Genomic DNA, 19,030 nt, shown 5'->3' on the forward strand with positions numbered 1-19,030 from the left:
GACTCCATCACGCACTAGCCCGCGCCGGCCGCGGCAAAGAACTGTTCCGGTCCATCGACCTCGATCAGCTTCCTGCCGTCGATCACCCAGAATCGGTTGGCCACCGTGCGCACGAACTGGCGGTCGTGCGACACCAGGAGGCAGCTGGCCTGCTGTTCCATCAACTCGTCCTCCAGCGCCTCCTGGCCCTCGATGTCGAGGTGGTTGGTCGGCTCGTCGAGCAGATAGAAGTTCGGCTGGGTGAGCCGCAGCACCAGCATGCCGAGGCGGGCCTTCTGCCCGCCCGACAGCCGCCCGATCGGTCGGCCCTGCATCTCGATCGAGAGCCCGGCACCGGCGAGCAGGCCGCGCGCCTGCTGATCACCGACCTCGAAGCGCCGCGTCAGCATGCGCATCGGCGTGTCGCTATCGGCGAGATCGGCCAGCGCCTGATCGCAATAGCCAAGCACCAATGACTCGGTGGCCCGGATCTCGGCCGGTGCCGCTGCGGCATTCTCGATCGCCAGCCGCAGCGCCGCGACGAAGCGGGTCTTGCCGGCGCCATTCGGCCCGAGCAGCGCAATCCGGTCGCCCTTGCAGATGAACTGCTGGCCGGTCCTGAACAACAGCCGGCCGTCGGGTGTGGCGATCCCGGCGTTGTCCAGCCTGATCAGGACCCTGGCATGGGTGTCGCGGTTAGCGAGCCGGATCGTTCCGGCCGAGCGTTCCAGATGCGCGGGCTTCGCCGTCTCCTCCAGTCTCTCGGCGCGCTGCTTCAATTGCCTGGTCTTCGACAGCAGAAGGTCGCTGCCGGAATTGATGCCGAGATTGTTGAGCTTCGCGGCCTGCTGCCGGAGCTGCCGCACGGCCTTCATGTCGCGCTGATAGCGTCGCTCGTCCGAGGCATCGAATTCGTCGAGCGCCGCGCGCGCCGCGGTATAGGGCAGCGAGAACAGCTGCGACCGCTCCGGGCGCAGGAACAGTGTCCGGTTGGTCGTCGCATCGAGGAAGGCGCGATCATGGCTTGCGATCACCACCGGCATCTCGCGCGGCAGCGCGTTCAGCCAGCCCTCGAGCCGGCCGATCTTGGCGAGGTCGAGATGGTTGGTCGGCTCGTCGAGCAGCAGCACGTCGGGCTCGGTCACCAGCACGCGGGCGAGCACCGCAAGCCGCAGCCAGCCGCCGCTCAGCTGCTTCAGCGGTCTCGTCCACAGCTCCTCCGGCACCTCGAGCGATTGCAAGGCGACGTCGACCCGCCAGCCCTCGTTGGCGCGCTGCTCACCGGGAAGCGCCTCGAGCACGGCGGCATGGAACGGCGTATCCAGGAGTTTGGGCGGCGCATCCTGCTCGACATGGCCAACGGTCAGTCCGCGCGCACGGGTGATATCGCCTTCGTTGGGCTCCATCGCATCTGCGATGCAGCGCAGCAGCGTAGACTTGCCGCGGCCGTTGGCGGCGACCAGCCCGATGCGGTCGCCGGCATTGACGACAAAATTCAGTTCGGAAAACAGCGGCGCGTTCAGGGTCACGCCGAGATTGCGGACATTGATGAGGGTCACGATCAATTCTCTGGTCTTGCCGGCAATCGCAACATCCCGAGGCGTCCAGCCATCATCGGATGTGCGTGTCGAAGCGCGGCGAGGGATTTGAGTGCAGGCGCGAACGCTCAAGCGTCGACGCCGCACGGCCACGAAGGGCAGACCAGGAAGGATTTAGCGCGAGTTTCCGGTCAGCCCTGCAAACGCATCTGCAGGGCGTTGACGGGGCCACGCTTGAGGTGGGGATCGGTGTATCTCGCCACGACGCAGCCCTCCTTTCTCGGCTGAAATGATGTGGTGGGTCGAGATGTAGCCGGACGTGCAGCGGATGGCAAGCACAGCCGGCCGGGCGATTCAGGCCAAATTACCCGGCTCTGCGCACGGTTTCGGCAAGCTGGTCGCCGCCGACCAGCGCGGCGAATTGACCGATCGGGGCCGGCCTGCCGATCAGATAGCCCTGCACCGCGTCGCAGCCCTCTTCGGCGAGAAAGTCGAGCTGCGCCTCGGTCTCGACGCCTTCGGCGACGATCGACATTTCAAGGCCGTGGCCGAGATCGATCACCGCGCGCACGATCGCGGCCGATTGCGGGTTGCGGCCGAGATTGATGACGAAGGCGCGGTCGATCTTGATCTTGTCGAACGGAAACGCCTGCAGGTAGCTCAGCGAGGAATAGCCGCTGCCGAAATCGTCCATCGAGATGCGGACGCCGAGCGCCTTCAGCCGCCGCAGCAGCGACAGGCCGCGGTCGAAATCCTCGATCAGCACGCCCTCGGTGATTTCGAGCTCGAGCCGGTCCGGCGTGAGCCCGGTCTCGAGCAGGATCGAATGCACGAGGCCGACGAGGTCGCCATGGGTGAATTGCGCCGGCGACAGGTTCACCGCGACCTGCAGCGGGATCGCCCAGGAGGCCGCCTCCCGGCAGGCTTCGCGCAGAATCCATTCGCCCATCTCGACGATCAGGCCGCTTTCTTCCGCGAGCGGAATGAAGTCGCCGGGCGGCACGAAGCCGCGCACCGGATGGTGCCAGCGCGCCAGCGCCTCGAAGCCGATGATCTGGCTGGCCGCCACGCTGCCGCCCGCGGCGGCCTGCGGCTGGTAGTAGAGCGACAATTCGCCATTCTTGATCGCGACCGACAGCTCCTGGTGCAGCACGCGGCGATCGCGGATCTGCTGGTCCATCTCCGGTTCGAAGATCGAGATCGTGCCGCGCGACTTCGCCTTGGCGCGAAACAGCGCCGCGCCGGAATTGGCCAGCAGCGACGCCGCGTCGGATCCGTTGTCCGGGAACACCGCGATCCCTGTGGTGAGGCCGGTTCGCACCGACTTGCCGTCGATCAGGAAATCCTGCCCGAGCGCCTCGGCGGCCTGCTCGGCCAGCGCGATGCCGGCGACCGGCTGCTTGCCGTCGATGATGAGGCCGAATTCGTCGCCGGAGAGCCGCGCGACCACGCCGCCGCGCGCCACGGCCTGCAGACGCTGCGCGACCTCGACCAGCACCTTGTCGCCCATCGCATGGCCGTAGACGTCGTTGATCTCCTTCAACCCGTCGAGATCGACGCAGAGCACGGCGAACTCCTCGTCGGTGCCGTCGCAGGCCTCGATCATCTGGGTCAGCGCCTGCAGGAAGGCGGCGCGGTTCGGCAGATCGGTCAGGCCGTCATGATAGGCCATGTGCGCCATCCGCGACTCGGTCTGGCGCCGGTCGGTGACGTCCTCATGGGTCTTGATCAGATATTGCGGCTCGCCGACATCGTCGAGCACGGTCATGCGGCGGGTCAGGAACAGCCGCAGGCCGTCCTTGGTCGAGATCGGATGCTCCTCGGCGATCATGCTGCGCTTCCTGATCGCGGCCTCGTCGCGGGCGATGATCAGCTTGGCTTCACGCGCATTGAAGATGTCGGACGCGGTCAGGCCGGCGGCGTCCTCGCGGCGGCGATTGAGGATCGTCTCGGCGCTGCGGTTGGCCAGGAGGTAGCGGCCGTCGCTGACCCGCTGCACGATCAGCGAGACCGGGATGTTGTCGACCACGAGCTCGAGGAACTTCTTGTTGTTCTCGAGCTCGCGCGACAGCGAACGGCGATCGGTGACGTCCTCGAACAGCGCGATCAGGAATTCCGGCTCGCCGGCCTCGTTGCGGGCGATCACGCGGTTGGAGGCGAGGATCCGCTTGTCCGAACCGCGTTCGACGAAGAATTCGCTGCGGTGATAGCCTTCCGCCGCGCTCAACGCCGCGCGGTCGGCGGTGTCGATGCTGGCGGCGGTCTCGGGGCGGAAGATCTCGTCGGCGCGCTTGCCCACGATGTGATCGCGCGAGAAGCGCGAGAAGCGCTCGAAGGCGCGGTTGGCGAAGATGTAGCGGCCGTCCTCGATGTTCTTGGCCGCGACGCAGACCGGAACGTTGTCGAGCACCGATTCCAGGAATTGTGTGGTCGAGGCGAGCTTGCGCGACAGCTTGCGCTGGTCGGTGCAATCGAGATGGGTCGCGACCGAGCCGCCGTTCGGCAATGGAAAATACTTCACCAGCACCGACCTGCCGCCGGGCAGCTCGCTAACCAGTCCCTCCGGCGCCGCGGCCCTGGCGAAGAAATCCTCGGCGCTGACGTCGAGCACGCCGCGGTCGCGGCGCAGTTCCAGCAGCTCGACGCCGGTCATGTTGCGCCTGATGTCGGCGCGCGACAGGCCGTAGATGTCGAGATAGCGGTCGTTGCAGAACACGATGCGCTCCTGCGCATCGGTCATCACCACGCCCTGGTTCAAATGGTTGAGTGCCGACGAGACGAAGGCGTTACGCCGCAATTGCGCGCGCTTGGCCTTGCGCAGCGCCGAGAGGATCCACAGCCCGACCGCGCCGAAAAAGGACGCCACCACCACGCTGCCGATCAGCAGCTCCCAGACCAGGCCGGGATCGAGGCTGCCCAGATAGCTCGACGGCGCGAACGCACCGGTGCCGGCCCGGGCTGCAGCGCACGGCGCGACGGCGGCGATCAGGCAGAGCACGGCCCTTGCCGGAATCGAATTCTTCCCGCCCGCCTGCACCTTCCTGCCAACCATCGATCACCCGCGGATTTCCGGGGCGAGTGTCCGGCTCCGGCGGTTTGGATCGGGTAAACGCGTACTGATGCAACCGGAAAATGCTGACTTAATTTATGGCAATTGCCCTGACATGATTAATGCTCCACTAACAGGGCATGGCTTCCCAACTATTTGAGATGGCCCAAGCACTTGCCTAATAAGCACTTGCCCAAGGCGGCCGGATCGGCTGAACGATGTTGGCGGCAACGGTCATGGCGCGGCTGGGCGGAAATTTTCGGACCTGAAGGACGAGATGGACAGGGTTGATTGCGTGATCGTCGGTGCGGGGGTGATCGGCCTCGCCGTGGCGCGGCGGCTGGCACAGGCCGGCCGCGAAGTGATTGTGCTCGAGGAGGCCGAGGGGATCGGCACGGTGACCTCGTCGCGAAACAGCGAGGTGATCCACGCCGGCATCTACTACCGCGCCGGCAGCCTGATGGCGCGGATGTGCGTCAGCGGCAAGCGGGCGCTCTACCGCTACTGCGCCGAGCACGGCATCCCGCACAAGAATTGCGGCAAGCTGATCGTGGCCACCACGCCTGCGGAGACCGAGAAGCTGCAGTCGATCCGCGCGCATGCCGAGGCCAACGGCGTCGACGACATGCAGCTGTTGTCCGGCGAGGCGGCGCGCGCGCTGGAGCCGGCGCTGAATTGCGACGCAGCGCTGCTGTCGCCCTCGACCGGGATCATCGACAGCCATGCTTACATGCTGGCGCTGCGCGGTGACGCCGAGGCGGCCGGGGCGGCGTTCGCCTTCCATACGCCGCTGCTCCACGCCAAGGCCACCGCCGACGGGTTCGAGATCGAGGCCGGCGGCGCCGCGCCGATGACGCTGGCCTGCGATCTCCTGGTCAATGCCGCCGGGCTCGGCGCGACGGCAGTCGCGCGCAACGTCGAGGGCATGCCGATCGAATTGATTCCAACGGCCTATTTGGCCAAGGGCAATTACTTCAGCTGCAGCGCCAGGGCGCCGTTCTCGCGGCTGATCTACCCGGTGCCGGAACCCGGTGGGCTCGGCGTCCACCTGACGCTCGACATGGCCGGACAGGCGAGATTCGGGCCCGACGTCCAATGGATCGATCACATCGATTACGCGGTCGACCCTGATCGGGCCGAGCGGTTCTATCCGGCGATCCGGAAATACTGGCCGGCCCTGCCGGACGGCGCGCTGATGCCGAGCTATTCGGGAATCCGCCCCAAGATCGTGCCGCCGGCGGTGGCGACCCAGGATTTCCTGATCCAGGCGCCGGCCGATCACGGCGTCGCGGGCCTGATCAACCTGTTCGGCATTGAATCGCCCGGACTGACGTCATCGCTCGCGGTCGCCGACCATGTCGGCGCGTTGGCGGAACTCTGAGCAAATACAGTAAGGCCTCCCGGGGGATGCGCGCGCGCTTGGGCGTTCATCCCTCGGTGAAAGGCCAGGCTATTTGCTAATTTGCAGGGGGGCGGTCTAGTGGACCGTGTCGTCGGCGGACAGTCTCAACCGCTCGATTTGATCCTTGACCATCAACTTGCGGCGCTTCAGCTCGCAAATATGCAGGTCGTCTACAGAGGGGTGAACGAGCGCTTCGTGCAGTTCGTTCTCGAGTATTTTGTGTTTACGCTCCAGCTCAATGAGATGGGCCTGTATTGCCATTGCGAACACTCCTCGGTGCGTTAAACCTCAGGTTCGATCCGGACCGCCGAGTGTACACGAGTGGACGGCGCTGTCGATGGGGGACGCGAAATGCCGCACGCACTCATTTCGGTTTATCTGTAACCAATCGTGACTATGGAACCGGTCCGGCTTGCGCGGCGCGCGTTCAAGGAGGATATTCCGGCGAGCGGCGACTTCAGCCGCAACAACCTTATCGTGCTTATCAGTTAATACACAACCATGAACGATCAGGATGAGCGCGAACTAATCGCCGAACTCGCGCGGCTGCAACAAGAGCACCGCGACCTCGATGCCGCGATCGACGCGCTGCATCAGTCGCCGGCGCCGGATCTCTTGATGCTGCAGCGCTTGAAGAAGCGGAAGCTGCAACTGCGCGATCGCATCGCCTTTATCGAAGACCAGATCACGCCCGACATCATTGCCTGACGCGTGCCGCGGCGCGCGCCTTCGCGGTTCGGCGCTTCCGGTTCAGACCGGGCGACGGTTTTCCCCGTCATCCACAGCGCCTCGCCGACTTCACGTTCGCGGCAACGGACGGAAGGCGGTTTCCCGGCGCTTGACTCCACATGAACAAAAAGAGAACATGCCAGCCCAGCCGCCAGCCATCAGAGGGAGTTTCGCCATGTCCGCACCGCCTTCCCTGCCCGACAACAGCCGCTACGAGAAGGCCTGCGATCAGGCGATCGCGATGTGCGACGGCAACCTGCGCAGCACCATCAAGGCGCTGATCATGGCCAACGAATATCTGGAAGCCGAGCTTGAGGAATTGCAGGCCGCGATCACCGCCGGCTGCGTGCCGGCGCAGACCCGGGCGGCGAGCGATGCCGCCTGATCCTTGGCCTGATCTTCAGGGAGCACAGCGATGGCCGATGTAACCTATTACGTGGCACTGCCCTTCATGCAGGATGATGACGGCACGCCGGTCGCCGGCAATGCCGAGGAATGCCAGAGCTCGGCGGTCGCGCTGCGCCGCGCGGAGACCATGTCGCGGATGCCCGGCAGCATCGGCGCCGTCGCGTTCAGCCGCACCGGCGATCCTGCGATCGGCGAATTCGGCGATGCCAAGCTGTTGCGTGCTTACGGAAATGTGCCGGAGGATTTGAGCGCGTTATAATTCTCGGGATTCGTGGCGCCGCTGGGCCTTGCGCACATACATCGCACGGTCGGCCTCATCGAGCACGCGATCGATATCCGAGTGCGCGGTAAGGATAGCAACGCCCGCGGAGGCGCCTGCGGTGACCTGGCTGTTACGAAACATGAAGGTCAACCGATCGATCGCCTCTTCCAGCGCAGCCGCCTTGGCGCGGGCATCGATCTCGCTGAGATTCCACAGCAGCACGGCGAACTCGTCACCGCCGAGACGGCCGATCACATCGGAAGCGCGCACCTGATCCGATATCGCGGCAACGATCGCCTTCAGCACCTCGTCGCCCGCCGCGTGGCCGAAGGCATCGTTGATCGGCTTGAGGCGATCGACGTCGAGCACGATCAGCGCACCGGAGGCCTGATAACGCTTGATGAAGGAGAGCGAACGGGCGAGCTCGCGCTCGAATCCGCGCCGGTTGAAGATGTCGAGCAGGAAGTCGGTCTCGGCGGAGGCCTGCAGCTCCTCGATCCGGGCCTGCGCCCGCGCCAGCTGCGCCCGCAAGCTGCGGATGGTCGATTTGTCGCCGGATGCGACCGCGCCTCGCGTGGAAGCTCCGGTTCCAGCCCGTTTGGTTCCAGCCCGCTTGGCTGCAGTCTTGCCCGGCCTGGATTTGCGCGCGGCGGGCGCGCCTTTCCGTCGTTTCGCGGCCCCGGAGGCGGCCGACGTCGTCTTCTTCTTCATGCGCATCCTTGTTGAGGCCTGCTTATGAAGGCTTGCCGGGATTCACCAAGACAGGATAGTCCATTCTAACTCCCTTGCCACGCCTTGGATGACGCCCGGGCCGTCCCTATAATCGGCCTATGCTTTTGGATTCCTGCACAGAATTGAAGAGATGACCGCTCCGATCGCCATCATCATGGGAAGTCAGTCCGACTGGGAAACCATGCGCCATGCCGCCGAGACGCTGGCTGCGCTCGGCGTGGCCTGCGAAACGCGCATCGTTTCGGCCCACCGCACCCCGGATCGGCTCTATGCCTTTGCCAAGGGCGCCAAGGCAGCCGGCCACAAGGTGATCATTGCCGGCGCCGGCGGCGCCGCCCATCTGCCGGGCATGACGGCCGCGCTGACGGAGCTTCCGGTGTTCGGGGTTCCCGTCGAGTCGAAGGCTCTGTCGGGCGTCGATTCGCTCTATTCGATCGTGCAGATGCCGGCCGGCGTCCCGGTCGGAACGCTGGCAATCGGCAAGGCCGGCGCGATCAATGCCGCGTTGCTCGCGGCGAGCGTGCTCGCACTCAACGATCCGGCTCTGTCGGCCCGCCTTGCGGCCTGGCGCAAGCAGCAGACCGACGCGGTCAACGAGCATCCGGAGGGCGCGGCGTGACGGCTTCGAACGCAGTGAAGCTGAAGCCGGGCGACACCATTGGAATCCTCGGCGGCGGACAATTGGGCCGGATGCTGGCGATGGCCGCGGCGCGCCTCGGGCTCCGCTGCCAGGTGTTTTCGCCGGATCCGGACTCCCCGGCGTTCGACGTGGTGCAGAACGCGACCTGCGCGGAATATGCCGACGTCGAGGCGCTCGAACTGTTCGCCAACGATGTCGACGTCGTCACCTATGAGTTCGAGAATGTCCCGGCCGCGACCGCGATGGTGCTCGCCGCGCGGCGCCCGGTGCTGCCGGCCTACAAGATCCTGGAGACCACGCAGGACCGGCTGATCGAGAAGGACTTCATCAGCAAGCTCGGCATCGGCACGGCCGACTACGCCGACGTGTCCTCGGTCGGCACGCTGCGCACGGCAATCGAACGCATCGGCCTGCCCGCGGTGATCAAGACCCGCCGCTTCGGCTATGACGGCAAGGGCCAGGCCATCATCCGCGAGGGCGATGACCTCGAACAGGTCTGGGAGGACCTCGGCACCAAGTCGGCCATCCTCGAGGCCTTCGTGCCGTTCGAGCGCGAGATCTCGGTGATCGCGGCCCGCTCCGCGTCCGGCGAAGTCGAATGCTTCGACGTCACCGAGAACGAGCATCGCGACCACATCCTGAAAATTTCCCGCGCGCCGGCCGCGATCACCGATGAGCTTGCCGTGCAGGCGCGCGCGATCGCCGAAGAGATCGCCTCGGCGCTCGACTATGTCGGCGTGCTCGCGGTGGAGATGTTCGCGGTGCCCGGCAACGGCAGCAAGGCGACGGTGCTGGTCAATGAGATCGCGCCGCGCGTGCACAATTCCGGTCACTGGACGCTCGACGGCGCCTCGATCTCACAGTTCGAGCAGCACATCCGCGCGATCGCCGGCTGGCCGCTGGGCAAGCCGGTGCGCCACGGCGACGTCGTCATGACCAACCTGATCGGCGACGACATCCTGAGCTACGAGCAGTGGCTCACCGTTCCCGGCGCCACAGTGCATCTGTACGGCAAGGGCACGCCGCGCCCCGGCCGCAAGATGGGACACGTCACCGAAGTGACGCCGGCCCGCAAGGGATAATTCCACACGCGGCCGATAGCCGCCTTCGTCGCATCGATGGAAATGGGATCGTGGCAACCACGATCCATTAGAGCAACGGTTCTGATTGAATCAGAACCGATGCTCTGGATTTTTGTTTACCCGTTTTCTTCACGCGAACCGGCGTCCACTTCGCTCGAAAACGCTCTCGCCGATCACGCCGTCTTCGCGCCGGCGACGATGCCGGTCGGCTCGTCGCTGAGCCAGCGATAGATCACGCCGCCGAGCGCACCGCCGATCAGGGGTGCGACCCAGAACAGCCAGAGCTGCCCCAGCGCCCAGCCGCCGACGAACAGCGCCGGCCCGGTGCTGCGCGCCGGATTCACCGAGGTGTTGGTGACGGGAATGCTGACGAGATGGATCATCACCAGCGCGAGGCCGATGGCGAGCGGTGCGAAGCCGGCGGGCGCCTTGCCATGGGTCGATCCCATGATGATGAACAGGAACATCATGGTCATCACCACCTCGGTGATGAAGCACACCACCATGTTGTACTGGCCGGGTGAGTGCGCGTCATAGCCGTTGGAGGCAAAACCCTTGCTGACATCGAAGCCGGGCGCGCCGCTCGCGATCACATAGAGCAGCCAGGCCGCGATGATTGCGCCCACGACCTGCGCGATGATGTAGGGCAGCACCTGGCCGCCCGGGAAACGCCCACCCGCGGCGAGCCCGACCGTCACCGCCGGGTTGAGGTGGCAACCCGAGATATGGCCGATCGCATAGGCCATGGTCACCACGCTCAGCCCGAAGGCCAGTGACACGCCGACCAGGCCGATCCCGACCTGCGGAAAGCCGGCCGCGATCACCGCGCTGCCGCAACCAGCGAATGTGAGCCAGAACGTACCGATGGCCTCGGCAGCGTATTTCTTCATCTCCATCTCGCATCTCCCCTATTTCCAATGTCCGGGTTATCCAAAACGCCGGGAGCGGCCCTCATCTGGGCGCCAAACCACCCAAATCGGGGCCGCACAATGGCATTTTCGCCCTATTTCGTGGCTTTACTAGGCCCGAAAGTCACTCGACCGGTGGACATCTGCGCGTTTGTCTGATACATGCGCGCGCCTAGGGTTAAGAGGCAGGCCTTTTGCCGTCCCTTCACCTCGCCAGAATTCCGAACCGATCAATTCAAAAGAGGATGCCGCGTGCAGGTTCTCGTCCGCGATAACAATGTCGACCAAGCCCTGAAGGCGCTGAAGAAGAAGATGCAGCGCGAGGGCATTTTCCGCGAGATGAAGCTCCGCGGTCACTACGAAAAGCCGTCTGAGAAGAAGGCCCGCGAAAAAGCCGAAGCCGTGCGCCGCGCGCGCAAGCTGGCGCGCAAGAAGCTGCAGCGCGAAGGCCTGCTGCCGATGAAGCCGAAGCCGGTGTTCGGCGCTGGCCCCGGTGGCGACCGCGGCGGCCGTCCGGGCGGTGCAGGCGCCGGTCGCGGCCCTCGCTGAACCGTTTTGCCGATATGGAAGTCTAACAGCGCGGGCCACGGGCCCGCGTTGTCGTTTTGAAGCATGCCGCGTTCCGGGGTACCCATGCAAAACGACCGGCAAGAGCATTTTGCATGACGGCTGATCCGGTAGCCCGCCCGCCCTTTCCAGGACCCGCGCAGCGCCGTTGCGCGCCGCATCTCGTCATCATTGCAGTGCTTCTCGGCCTGCCGCTCGCAGGCTGCTCCTTTGACCTCGGTTCATGGGGCTCCTCGGACGACAAGCCGAAACCCGCTGCCACCGCCGACAAGCCCGCCGCCGACACCATCACCCCGCAAGACGTCAACAGCGCCAAGGATCACACCACGCGTGCGCAGGCGCTGGCGCGCTCCGGCAAGCTCGACGAGGCGATGGCGGAGTTCGAACAGGCGCTGGCGGCCGACCCTTACAACATCCAGGCGCTCTACGGCCGCGCCCTGATCTATCAGGGCCGCGGACAGCATCAGCAGGCGATCGACGATTTCACGGCAGCCAGCGGGCTGTCGCCGCAGAGGGCCGAGCCCCTGGTCGGCCGTGCCACCAGCTACCTCGCGCTCGACAAGGCCAAGCAGGCCGCCAGCGATCTCGACGAGGCCGTGCAGGCCGATCCCGGCAATGTTGGGGCGTGGAGCACGCGCGGCCAGGCCTATGAGCGGCTCGGCGACAAGGCCAAGGCGGCGGCGTCCTACAATCGCGCGCTCGCGCTGCGGCCAGGCGACGGCAATGCGCGCAGCGGGCTGGCGCGCACCGGCGGCTAGCCCTTGGCGTGAAGACAATCCGTCAGAAACGATCGAGCGGCGCTGCGGCTACTTCGGCAGGACGGCGTGGAACATCGACTTCATGCCGGAGAACATGTCGTCGGTCACCGACGTGCGCTCGTTCTTCTGCGCCGGCATGATCGCCTCGGCGCGCAGGTCGAGCGGGGCCTGCACCACCGGGACCGGAATGTCGGCCGGCGGCGTCAGCCGGTTGGAATCCTGGCCGCCGGCGGCATAGGGCGGACGCGGCTGCGAGGATTGATCGACATTGTCAGTGGACGGGCTCGACACCATGATCGGCGGCGGCAACGGCCGGATCGCCGACGTGGCTGCCGGACGCTGCGCCTCAGGCAGGCGGGCGAGATCGGTGCGCGTGGCATCCTGGGACCGCGCCGCCTCCTGCGGACGCTCCTTGCGCAGCCGCTCGATGGCGGCGCGTGCGAGGTCGTTGGCGTCGCGGCTTTCCTCGGGCGTCACAGCAGCCTCGACCGGCGCGGCTGACGTCGCGGGCGCGGCCGGCTGCGGCGCGGCGGGCGCGACCTTCGCGACCGCCTTCGGCGCCGCCGGGTGATGGCGGGTGTCGGCGGGGATGCTGGCGGTATCTGCCGGCGCGTCAGGCTTCACATCGGCCGATTTGGGGTCGGCCGATTTCTCGGCAGGCTTCTCGGTGACGGTGGCCTTCTCAGTGACGGTGGCCTTCTCGGACGCCGACCGTTCGATCAGCGTGCGCTCGGACATGCCCTTGGCCTTCACGCCGGCTTCGGGGAGGCTGCTGACGACGGTGGCGGGCTTGGCGGCGGCTTTCGGATCTGCCTTGGGATTTGCCTTGGGATCGACTGCGGCGGTCAAGGCTGCGGCTGACGGTGCTTCCGGCTTGGCCACTATGTAGTGATTAACGATGTACGCCCCGATGATGGTCGCTGCCACCGAGGGTAAGATGTCCATCACAAATTTCTTCAGGTAACTCAGCATGACCTGCCACTCCCCACCCCGCTACTACATGCTGGAACTTTGAGGCACATTCAGGGATCAACTGCGTCGGATCGGTGGCAAACGCCCGTTCCGACGTCACCTTTGGTGTCGCTTTGGTTTCAGCCGGAGGCGTCCCCTGCGCAGGCCGCATCCGCCTTCTAGATCATCGCGCAGCCGTTAACGGGTTATGAATTTCCACAGCCGCGCCGGCTCGGACCTGCCATTCGGCGGGTGCAGGGTTCCTTGCTTGGTTCTCGCGCCGCGTCAGGGCTTGAGTTCGACCTCGAGGAACACGATCTCGCTGGCCGTCTCGTTGAGCACGTCGTGCTGGACCCCGGCCTTGCGGAAATAGGATTTGCCGGCTCCGAGCTGCGCCTTCGAGCGCTCGCCGTCCGGCGCCACGATCGTCATCTCGCCCGCCGTGATCGGAACGATGACATAGTCCATCTCATGGGTGTGGTGGCCGGTGGCGCTGCCCGGCGCGAGGCGCCATTCGGTCACCCGGACTTCCGCCGTATCCACCTGCACATCCGATTTGGCACTGAGCATCGTCATTTTCTCCAATTTTTTTAAGCGGATCATGCTCTACGGCACGAAAACCATGAACACGAACACGGCGAACACCACCATGTGAACCAGCCCGAACAGGATGTTGGTGCGGCCGGTTCCGAAGGTGAGCATGCTGACCATGAAGGTGAGCAGCAGGATCAGCATATGCTGGTTGCTGAGCCCGAGCACCAATTGCTTGTCGAGCGCATAGGCGGCTACGGCCACCGCGGGAACCGTAAGCCCGATGGTGGCGATCGACGAGCCGAGCGCAAGGTTGATGCTCTTCTGCAGGTCGTTCTTGCGCGCCGCCGACACAGCGGCAACGCTCTCCGGCAACAGGATCAGGGCCGCCACCACCAGGCCGGCAAAGGCCGGCGGCGCGCCGATCTTGACGGTGACGACATCGACCACCAACGAGAATTTCTTCGCCAGCAGCACCACCGCCAGCAGCGAGACCAGCAGCAGCGCAACGCTGATCGCCGTCATGCGGTCCGACATCACCTCGCCATGCGCCGCTGCCTCATTGGCGCCGCTGACGAAATAATCGCGGTGACGGATGGTCTGGGTGTAGAGGAACACCGCATAGAGCAGCACGGTCACTATGCTGACCACGGCGAGCTGGGCCGTGGAAAACACCGGGCCCGGAGAGGTCAGCGTGAAATTGGGCATATCGAGCGTGATGGTCGCGAGCACGAACAGCACGCTGAGATAAAGGTTCGCCCCGGTGATCTGGAAATCCTGCTCCTTGTAGCGCAGGCCGCCGATGAAGATGCAGAGCCCGACCAGACCGTTGCAGACGATCATCACCACCGCAAACACCGTGTCGCGGGCCAGGGTCGGCGCCGGCGTTTCGCCCAGCATGATGGTCGAGATCAGCGCCACCTCGATGATCGTCACCGCGAGCGTCAGCAGCAATGTGCCGAACGGCTCGCCGATCCGCTCGGCGATCATCTCGGCATGGTGGACCGCCGCGAACACGGTGCCGAACAGAATGACCAGCAGCACCGCCGCAAACACCCAGCCCCCGGCCGATGGCGCGAAGCTGTAGCCGGTAGCCGTGACCGCGGCAAACAACAGCACCGCCAGAACGGGATACAGCCAGGCCGACCGCGGCATCGGTCCGTGTGCACTCATCGTGGGGTCCCCTCACTTCGGTGGCGCGATTATGCGACAGACAATCGCCGCCGTCAGCCTCTTGCGGCGCCGATAAACCGCCGCGCCGTCGCCATCGCACCGAAATCGTCGAGATTGTCGTGCCCGCCACCGGGCAGTCGCACGAATTGCTCGGGCTCATGGGCGAGATCGAACAGGCGCTCGCCGAAGCGAATCGGGATCACCGGATCGTCGGTGCCATGCATGATCAGGAGCGGCGCCTTGACCTGTGCGATGAGCCGGTCGGAGTGGAATTGATCGCGCATCAGGAGGCCGACCGGCACATACCAGAAATGCGCGCCGGCGACGTCAGCCGTTGATGTGTAGGGCGCCTCCAGGATCAGCTTGCCGAGGGGATGTTCGGCGGCGAGCGCGACCGCAACGCCGCTGCCGAGCGAGAATCCCCAGGCCACGATCTGCTCGGCGCGGTAGCGCGCGGTGGTGAAGGCGTAGGCCGCCGCGGCGTCCTGCAGCAGTCCTTGCTCGCTCGGAGACCCGCTCGACCCTGCGTAACCCCGAAAGGACAGCGCCACCAGCCCGGTGCCGTCGGCCGTGATGGCCTTGAAGCGCGCCACGCGCCCGGCAAGGAAATCGCCGTTGCCATGAAAGAACAGCACGACGGGCCGGCCCGGCTTCGCCGGCACGTGCCAGACGATGACCTTCTCGCCGTCGCCCGTGGTCAGGACATGCTCTTCCGCTTCGGGAAGGCCCGCGGCTGCCGGCGCAGTCCGTCCGACCGGCGGGATCGGAAACAGCAGCTCGCGCTGCTTGACGTAGAGCACCGCGAGCCCGCCGAGATAGACGACGACCGCGGCGATCAGGAACCATTTCAGGATTGCGAGTGCCAGTGCCATCAGCGGTGGCCGCGGCTATGTCTTGCCGTGGAGCTTGAGCAGCTTCTCGACGTCCGCCTTGATGCTGTCGGGGACCGGTCGGCACGCGCACGCCGCCGCATGCGCGACGTGCCACTTGATGCGCTGCTCGCGCGTCGCCTGGAGCGGCATGCGATGCGCTCGATGCCACTCCCGGTTCAGCGCCATCGATACCGCCTTACATCGCCTTGACGATGTTCTCGGTGACCTTCTTGGCGTCGCCGAGCAACATCATGGTGTTGTCGCGGTAGAATAGCGGGTTGTCGATGCCGGCATAGCCCGAGGCGAGCGAGCGCTTGATGAACATCACGGTGCCGGCCTTCCAGACCTGCAGCACCGGCATGCCGTAGATCGGCGAGGTCTTGTCCTCTTCCGCCGCCGGGTTGGTGACGTCGTTGGCGCCGATCACGAAGGCGATGTCGGCCTGGGCGAACTCCGAGTTGATGTCCTCGAGCTCGAACACCTCGTCATAGGGCACGTTGGCCTCGGCCAGCAGCACGTTCATGTGGCCGGGCATGCGGCCCGCCACCGGGTGAATGGCGTATTTCACCTCGACGCCTTCCTTCTTCAGGATGTCGGCCATCTCGCGCAGCGCGTGCTGGGCCTGCGCCACCGCCATGCCGTAGCCGGGCACGATGATGACCTTCGAGGCGTTCTTCATGATGAAGGCGGCGTCATCCGCCGAGCCGAGCTTGGCGGGCTTCTGCTCGCCCGAGCCGCCGCCGGCCGCGGCGGTCTCGCCGCCGAAGCCACCGAGGATCACCGAGATGAACGAGCGGTTCATCGCGTGGCACATGATGTAGGACAGGATCGCGCCGGAGGAGCCGACCAGCGCGCCGGTGATGATCAGCGCCGAATTGCCGAGCGTGAAGCCGATGCCGGCCGCGGCCCAGCCGGAGTACGAGTTCAGCATCGAGATCACGACCGGCATGTCGGCGCCGCCGATCGGGATGATCATCAGCACGCCGAGCGCCAGCGCGATGATGGTGATCAGCCAGAAGTCGAGCGCGCTGCCGCTCATCACGAGGCCGACGATGAAGAACACCAGCGCCAGCGCCAGCACGATGTTGATGACGTGGCGGAACGGCAGGATGATCGGCGCGCCGCTCATCCGTGCCGACAGCTTCAGGAACGCGATCACCGAGCCGGTGAAGGTCAGGGCGCCGATCGCGACGCCGAGCGACATCTCGACCAGGCTCTGCGGATGAATGTTGCCGGGCGTGCCGATGTCGAACGCCTCGGGCGCATAGAACGCACCGGCGGCGACCAGCACCGCGGCCATGCCGACCAGCGAGTGGAACGCGGCGACGAGCTCGGGCATCGAGGTCATCGGCACCCGGCGCGCGATGACGGCGCCGATGCCGCCGCCGATCGCGACCGCGAGGATCACCAGCAGCCAGGCCACGCCGTCGGCCGGCGGATGGCTCGCCAGCGTGGTGCCGACGGCGATCGCCATGCCGATCATGCCGAACATGTTGCCCTGGCGCGACGACGCCGGGCTCGACAGGCCGCGCAGCGACAGGATGAACAGCACCCCCGCCACGAGATACAACAGTGCAGAGAGATTGGCGCTCATCTCAGGTCCCCCAAAATCCTCATCACCCCGAGGTGATTGCCGCTCACTTGGCTTTCTTCTTGTACATCGCGAGCATGCGCTGGGTGACCAGGAAGCCGCCGAAGATGTTCACACAGGCGAAGATCAGCGCGACGAAGCCGAAGCCGCGGGCCCAGCCCGAACCGCTCGAGACCATGCCGACGCCGACCGCAAGCAGCGCGCCGACCACGATCACCGACGAGATCGCGTTGGTCACGCTCATCAGCGGCGTATGCAGCGCCGGCGTCACCGACCACACCACGAAATAGCCGACAAACACGGCGAGCACGAAAATCGACAGCCGGAACACGAACGGATCGACGGCCTGCGCGAGATGCTCCATGGCTTCTCTCCTTACTTCGGCTGGAAGTTGGGATGGATGACGGCGCCGTCCTTGGTCAGCGCGGTGGCCTTCACCAGTTCGTCGTCCCAATTGACCGCGAGCGCCTTGTTGGCCTTGTCGACCATCGTCTCGATGAACGAGAACAGGTTGCGCGCGTAGAGCCCCGAGGCCGACGCCGCAACACGGCCTGCGACATTGGTGTAGCCGACGATCTTGATGCCATCGGTCTCGACCACTTCGCCGGGCCTCGCGCCCTCGACATTGCCGCCGCGCTCGACCGCGAGATCGACCAGCACCGAGCCAGGCTTCATCGATTTCACCATCTCGCCGGTGACGAGCATTGGTGCCGGACGGCCGGGGATCAGCGCGGTCGTGATCACGATGTCCTGCTTCTTGATGTGCTCGGCGGTCAGCGCGGCCTGCTTGGCCTGGTACTCCTTGGACATTTCCTTGGCGTAGCCGCCGGCGGTCTGCGCGTTCTTGAATTCCTCGTCCTCGACGGCGAGGAATTTCGCGCCGAGCGATTCGACCTGTTCCTTGGTGGCCGGGCGCACGTCGGTCGCGGTGACGACGGCCCCGAGCCGCCGCGCGGTCGCGATCGCCTGCAGGCCGGCGACGCCAACGCCCATCACGAACACCTTGGCGGCCGGAACGGTGCCGGCGGCGGTCATCATCATCGGGAAGGCGCGGCCAAAGGCCTCGGCGCCCTCGATCACGGCGCGGTAGCCGGCCAGATTGGCCTGCGAGGACAAGACGTCCATCACCTGCGCGCGGGTGATGCGCGGCATCAATTCCATCGCGAAGGCGGACACGCCGGCATCGGCCATCACCTTCAGCGCGGCCTCGTTGCCGTAGGGATCCATGATCGCGATGACGAGCGCGCCGCGCTTGTATTTGGACAGTTCGGAGGCTTCCGGCCGCTTCACCTTGATGATGATGTCGGCGTCCTTGAGCGCGTCCGCGCTGACGGTGGCGCCAACCGCGGTGAACTCCGAATCGGGAAGGCCCGACTTGATGCCCGCGCCCGGCTCGACCGCGACCTCGGCGCCGAGTGCCCTGAACTTCTTCACGGTATCGGGCGAGGCCGCAACCCGCGGCTCGGACGGATCAATTTCCTTGGCAACGGCAATCTTCATGGGCCCTCCGGCGGCGCGAGCGGCGCACGCGTCTTCAAACTAGCGTTATTTTCGCCAGATTTGGATACCCGGTTTTTAGATCCGGGTTTCGACAGGAAATTCCGGCACCGCCACAGGACGGCGGCGCCGCTAGCCGATCTGAGGATCAGACCAGGAAATAGGCCATCAAGGCGAGAATGATGGCGACGCTGATGGTGCCCCATTTGACCAGCATGAGAAACCCTTCATAGGTCTGCTCATGCGCCACGTAATCGTTGCCGTCGGCGGTCGTGTAGGCCACTTCGTTATGGTCTGCCATCGCTGTCCCCAGTCAGAAATTCGCGTTCCTCCGCGAGCCATTACCGCAAACGGATAGGCA

22 protein-coding genes are annotated in these 19,030 nt (G+C 65.5%); 8 read left to right on the forward strand and 14 right to left on the reverse strand.

Annotated features, from left to right (window positions below):
* Nucleotides 1–14: 14 nt before the first annotated feature.
* On the reverse strand, nt 15–1,538 hold the full coding sequence (locus ACVMB1_RS28270; protein WP_076829772.1) for an ABC-F family ATP-binding cassette domain-containing protein: 1,524 nt from the start codon (nt 1,536–1,538) through the stop codon (nt 15–17).
* Between the two features lie 343 nt (nt 1,539–1,881).
* Entirely contained in the window at nt 1,882–4,569 is a 2,688-nt protein-coding gene (locus tag ACVMB1_RS28275; RefSeq protein WP_141342312.1) for a sensor domain-containing protein, read from the reverse strand.
* 274 nt (nt 4,570–4,843) lie between these two features.
* On the opposite strand from ACVMB1_RS28275, the gene ACVMB1_RS28280 reads away from it, so the two are divergent.
* Nucleotides 4,844–5,947 (forward strand): NAD(P)/FAD-dependent oxidoreductase, encoded by a 1,104-nt coding sequence (locus ACVMB1_RS28280; protein WP_076829607.1) that lies wholly within the window; start codon nt 4,844–4,846, stop codon nt 5,945–5,947.
* Between the two features lie 96 nt (nt 5,948–6,043).
* On the opposite strand, the gene ACVMB1_RS28285 is transcribed toward ACVMB1_RS28280, so the two are convergent.
* Entirely contained in the window at nt 6,044–6,229 is a 186-nt protein-coding gene (locus ACVMB1_RS28285) for a YdcH family protein (protein WP_016847370.1), read from the reverse strand.
* Between the two features lie 240 nt (nt 6,230–6,469).
* On the opposite strand from ACVMB1_RS28285, the gene ACVMB1_RS28290 reads away from it, so the two are divergent.
* From ACVMB1_RS28290 to ACVMB1_RS28300, 3 genes are all read left to right on the forward strand, one after another.
* Entirely contained in the window at nt 6,470–6,676 is a 207-nt protein-coding gene (locus tag ACVMB1_RS28290; protein WP_016847372.1) for a YdcH family protein, read from the forward strand.
* A 196-nt stretch (nt 6,677–6,872) separates the two neighbouring features.
* A complete protein-coding gene (locus ACVMB1_RS28295; protein ID WP_028336001.1) occupies nt 6,873–7,082 on the forward strand; it encodes a hypothetical protein in 210 nt (69 codons plus the stop codon).
* A 30-nt stretch (nt 7,083–7,112) separates the two neighbouring features.
* Entirely contained in the window at nt 7,113–7,364 is a 252-nt protein-coding gene (locus tag ACVMB1_RS28300; protein WP_018268738.1) for a hypothetical protein, read from the forward strand.
* Here ACVMB1_RS28300 and ACVMB1_RS28305 read toward each other — a convergent pair.
* Entirely contained in the window at nt 7,359–8,084 is a 726-nt protein-coding gene (locus tag ACVMB1_RS28305) for a GGDEF domain-containing protein (protein WP_057019015.1), read from the reverse strand. The genes ACVMB1_RS28300 and ACVMB1_RS28305 overlap by 6 nt on opposite strands.
* Before the next feature lie 145 nt (nt 8,085–8,229).
* Here ACVMB1_RS28305 and purE point away from each other — a divergent pair, with 145 nt between their 5' ends.
* Nucleotides 8,230–8,718: a 5-(carboxyamino)imidazole ribonucleotide mutase gene (gene purE / locus ACVMB1_RS28310; protein ID WP_028335999.1), complete on the forward strand. Its 489-nt coding sequence runs from the start codon at nt 8,230–8,232 to the stop codon at nt 8,716–8,718.
* Nucleotides 8,715–9,821: a 5-(carboxyamino)imidazole ribonucleotide synthase gene (locus ACVMB1_RS28315; protein ID WP_076829604.1), complete on the forward strand. Its 1,107-nt coding sequence runs from the start codon at nt 8,715–8,717 to the stop codon at nt 9,819–9,821. The genes purE and ACVMB1_RS28315 overlap by 4 nt, the downstream gene beginning before the upstream one ends.
* A gap of 173 nt (nt 9,822–9,994) precedes the next feature.
* On the opposite strand, the gene aqpZ is transcribed toward ACVMB1_RS28315, so the two are convergent.
* A complete protein-coding gene (gene aqpZ, locus ACVMB1_RS28320) occupies nt 9,995–10,717 on the reverse strand; it encodes an aquaporin Z (protein WP_057019013.1) in 723 nt (240 codons plus the stop codon).
* 264 nt (nt 10,718–10,981) lie between these two features.
* Here aqpZ and rpsU point away from each other — a divergent pair, with 264 nt between their 5' ends.
* Together rpsU and ACVMB1_RS28330 are read left to right on the forward strand one after the other, a co-directional pair.
* Complete coding sequence (rpsU, locus tag ACVMB1_RS28325) at nt 10,982–11,278, forward strand: 30S ribosomal protein S21 (protein WP_021078544.1); 297 nt, start codon at nt 10,982–10,984, stop codon at nt 11,276–11,278.
* 113 nt (nt 11,279–11,391) lie between these two features.
* Nucleotides 11,392–12,054, forward strand: coding sequence for a tetratricopeptide repeat protein (locus tag ACVMB1_RS28330; RefSeq protein ID WP_057019012.1), 663 nt, complete (start codon nt 11,392–11,394; stop codon nt 12,052–12,054).
* Between the two features lie 48 nt (nt 12,055–12,102).
* Here ACVMB1_RS28330 and ACVMB1_RS28335 read toward each other — a convergent pair whose 3' ends face one another.
* From ACVMB1_RS28335 to ACVMB1_RS28375, 9 genes are all read right to left on the reverse strand, one after another.
* Nucleotides 12,103–13,026: a hypothetical protein gene (locus ACVMB1_RS28335; RefSeq protein ID WP_076829601.1), complete on the reverse strand. Its 924-nt coding sequence runs from the start codon at nt 13,024–13,026 to the stop codon at nt 12,103–12,105.
* Between the two features lie 264 nt (nt 13,027–13,290).
* Nucleotides 13,291–13,575, reverse strand: coding sequence for a cupin domain-containing protein (locus ACVMB1_RS28340; protein WP_076829770.1), 285 nt, complete (start codon nt 13,573–13,575; stop codon nt 13,291–13,293).
* Between the two features lie 36 nt (nt 13,576–13,611).
* On the reverse strand, nt 13,612–14,709 hold the full coding sequence (locus ACVMB1_RS28345; protein WP_057019011.1) for a calcium:proton antiporter: 1,098 nt from the start codon (nt 14,707–14,709) through the stop codon (nt 13,612–13,614).
* 53 nt (nt 14,710–14,762) lie between these two features.
* Nucleotides 14,763–15,581: an alpha/beta hydrolase gene (locus tag ACVMB1_RS28350; RefSeq protein WP_076829597.1), complete on the reverse strand. Its 819-nt coding sequence runs from the start codon at nt 15,579–15,581 to the stop codon at nt 14,763–14,765.
* A 15-nt stretch (nt 15,582–15,596) separates the two neighbouring features.
* Complete coding sequence (locus tag ACVMB1_RS28355; RefSeq protein ID WP_200844487.1) at nt 15,597–15,767, reverse strand: hypothetical protein; 171 nt, start codon at nt 15,765–15,767, stop codon at nt 15,597–15,599.
* 10 nt (nt 15,768–15,777) lie between these two features.
* Nucleotides 15,778–17,175, reverse strand: coding sequence for an NAD(P)(+) transhydrogenase (Re/Si-specific) subunit beta (locus ACVMB1_RS28360; protein ID WP_076828040.1), 1,398 nt, complete (start codon nt 17,173–17,175; stop codon nt 15,778–15,780).
* Between the two features lie 43 nt (nt 17,176–17,218).
* Nucleotides 17,219–17,536 carry a proton-translocating transhydrogenase family protein gene (locus tag ACVMB1_RS28365; RefSeq protein WP_016841609.1) on the reverse strand — a complete coding sequence of 106 codons (318 nt, stop codon included), beginning with the start codon at nt 17,534–17,536 and terminating at the stop codon, nt 17,219–17,221.
* Nucleotides 17,537–17,547: 11 nt separating this feature from the next.
* The gene (locus tag ACVMB1_RS28370) at nt 17,548–18,672 is read right to left on the reverse strand and encodes a Re/Si-specific NAD(P)(+) transhydrogenase subunit alpha (protein WP_057019008.1); all 1,125 of its coding nucleotides are present in this window, start codon (nt 18,670–18,672) and stop codon (nt 17,548–17,550) included.
* Nucleotides 18,673–18,817: 145 nt separating this feature from the next.
* Complete coding sequence (locus tag ACVMB1_RS28375) at nt 18,818–18,970, reverse strand: aa3-type cytochrome c oxidase subunit IV (protein ID WP_057019007.1); 153 nt, start codon at nt 18,968–18,970, stop codon at nt 18,818–18,820.
* Between the last annotated feature and the right edge of the window lie 60 nt (nt 18,971–19,030).

The sequence above is a fragment of the Bradyrhizobium sp. USDA 4504 genome (assembly GCF_054063995.1).

Bases quoted from the DNA above. Each gene is read 5' to 3' on its own strand.
- ACVMB1_RS28275 (WP_141342312.1), bottom strand. From the start codon at position 4,569: ATGGTTGGCAGGAAGGTGCAGGCGGGCGGGAAGAATTCGATTCCGGCA.
- ACVMB1_RS28280 (WP_076829607.1), top strand. From the start codon at position 4,844: ATGGACAGGGTTGATTGCGTGATCGTCGGTGCGGGGGTGATCGGCCTC.
- ACVMB1_RS28285 (WP_016847370.1), bottom strand. From the start codon at position 6,229: ATGGCAATACAGGCCCATCTCATTGAGCTGGAGCGTAAACACAAAATA.
- ACVMB1_RS28290 (WP_016847372.1), top strand. From the start codon at position 6,470: ATGAACGATCAGGATGAGCGCGAACTAATCGCCGAACTCGCGCGGCTG.
- ACVMB1_RS28295 (WP_028336001.1), top strand. From the start codon at position 6,873: ATGTCCGCACCGCCTTCCCTGCCCGACAACAGCCGCTACGAGAAGGCC.
- ACVMB1_RS28300 (WP_018268738.1), top strand. From the start codon at position 7,113: ATGGCCGATGTAACCTATTACGTGGCACTGCCCTTCATGCAGGATGAT.
- ACVMB1_RS28305 (WP_057019015.1), bottom strand. From the start codon at position 8,084: ATGCGCATGAAGAAGAAGACGACGTCGGCCGCCTCCGGGGCCGCGAAA.
- purE (WP_028335999.1), top strand. From the start codon at position 8,230: ATGACCGCTCCGATCGCCATCATCATGGGAAGTCAGTCCGACTGGGAA.
- aqpZ (WP_057019013.1), bottom strand. From the start codon at position 10,717: ATGGAGATGAAGAAATACGCTGCCGAGGCCATCGGTACGTTCTGGCTC.
- ACVMB1_RS28330 (WP_057019012.1), top strand. From the start codon at position 11,392: ATGACGGCTGATCCGGTAGCCCGCCCGCCCTTTCCAGGACCCGCGCAG.
- ACVMB1_RS28335 (WP_076829601.1), bottom strand. From the start codon at position 13,026: ATGCTGAGTTACCTGAAGAAATTTGTGATGGACATCTTACCCTCGGTG.
- ACVMB1_RS28340 (WP_076829770.1), bottom strand. From the start codon at position 13,575: ATGCTCAGTGCCAAATCGGATGTGCAGGTGGATACGGCGGAAGTCCGG.
- ACVMB1_RS28345 (WP_057019011.1), bottom strand. From the start codon at position 14,709: ATGAGTGCACACGGACCGATGCCGCGGTCGGCCTGGCTGTATCCCGTT.
- ACVMB1_RS28350 (WP_076829597.1), bottom strand. From the start codon at position 15,581: ATGGCACTGGCACTCGCAATCCTGAAATGGTTCCTGATCGCCGCGGTC.
- ACVMB1_RS28355 (WP_200844487.1), bottom strand. From the start codon at position 15,767: ATGGCGCTGAACCGGGAGTGGCATCGAGCGCATCGCATGCCGCTCCAG.
- ACVMB1_RS28360 (WP_076828040.1), bottom strand. From the start codon at position 17,175: ATGAGCGCCAATCTCTCTGCACTGTTGTATCTCGTGGCGGGGGTGCTG.
- ACVMB1_RS28365 (WP_016841609.1), bottom strand. From the start codon at position 17,536: ATGGAGCATCTCGCGCAGGCCGTCGATCCGTTCGTGTTCCGGCTGTCG.
- ACVMB1_RS28370 (WP_057019008.1), bottom strand. From the start codon at position 18,672: ATGAAGATTGCCGTTGCCAAGGAAATTGATCCGTCCGAGCCGCGGGTT.
- ACVMB1_RS28375 (WP_057019007.1), bottom strand. From the start codon at position 18,970: ATGGCAGACCATAACGAAGTGGCCTACACGACCGCCGACGGCAACGAT.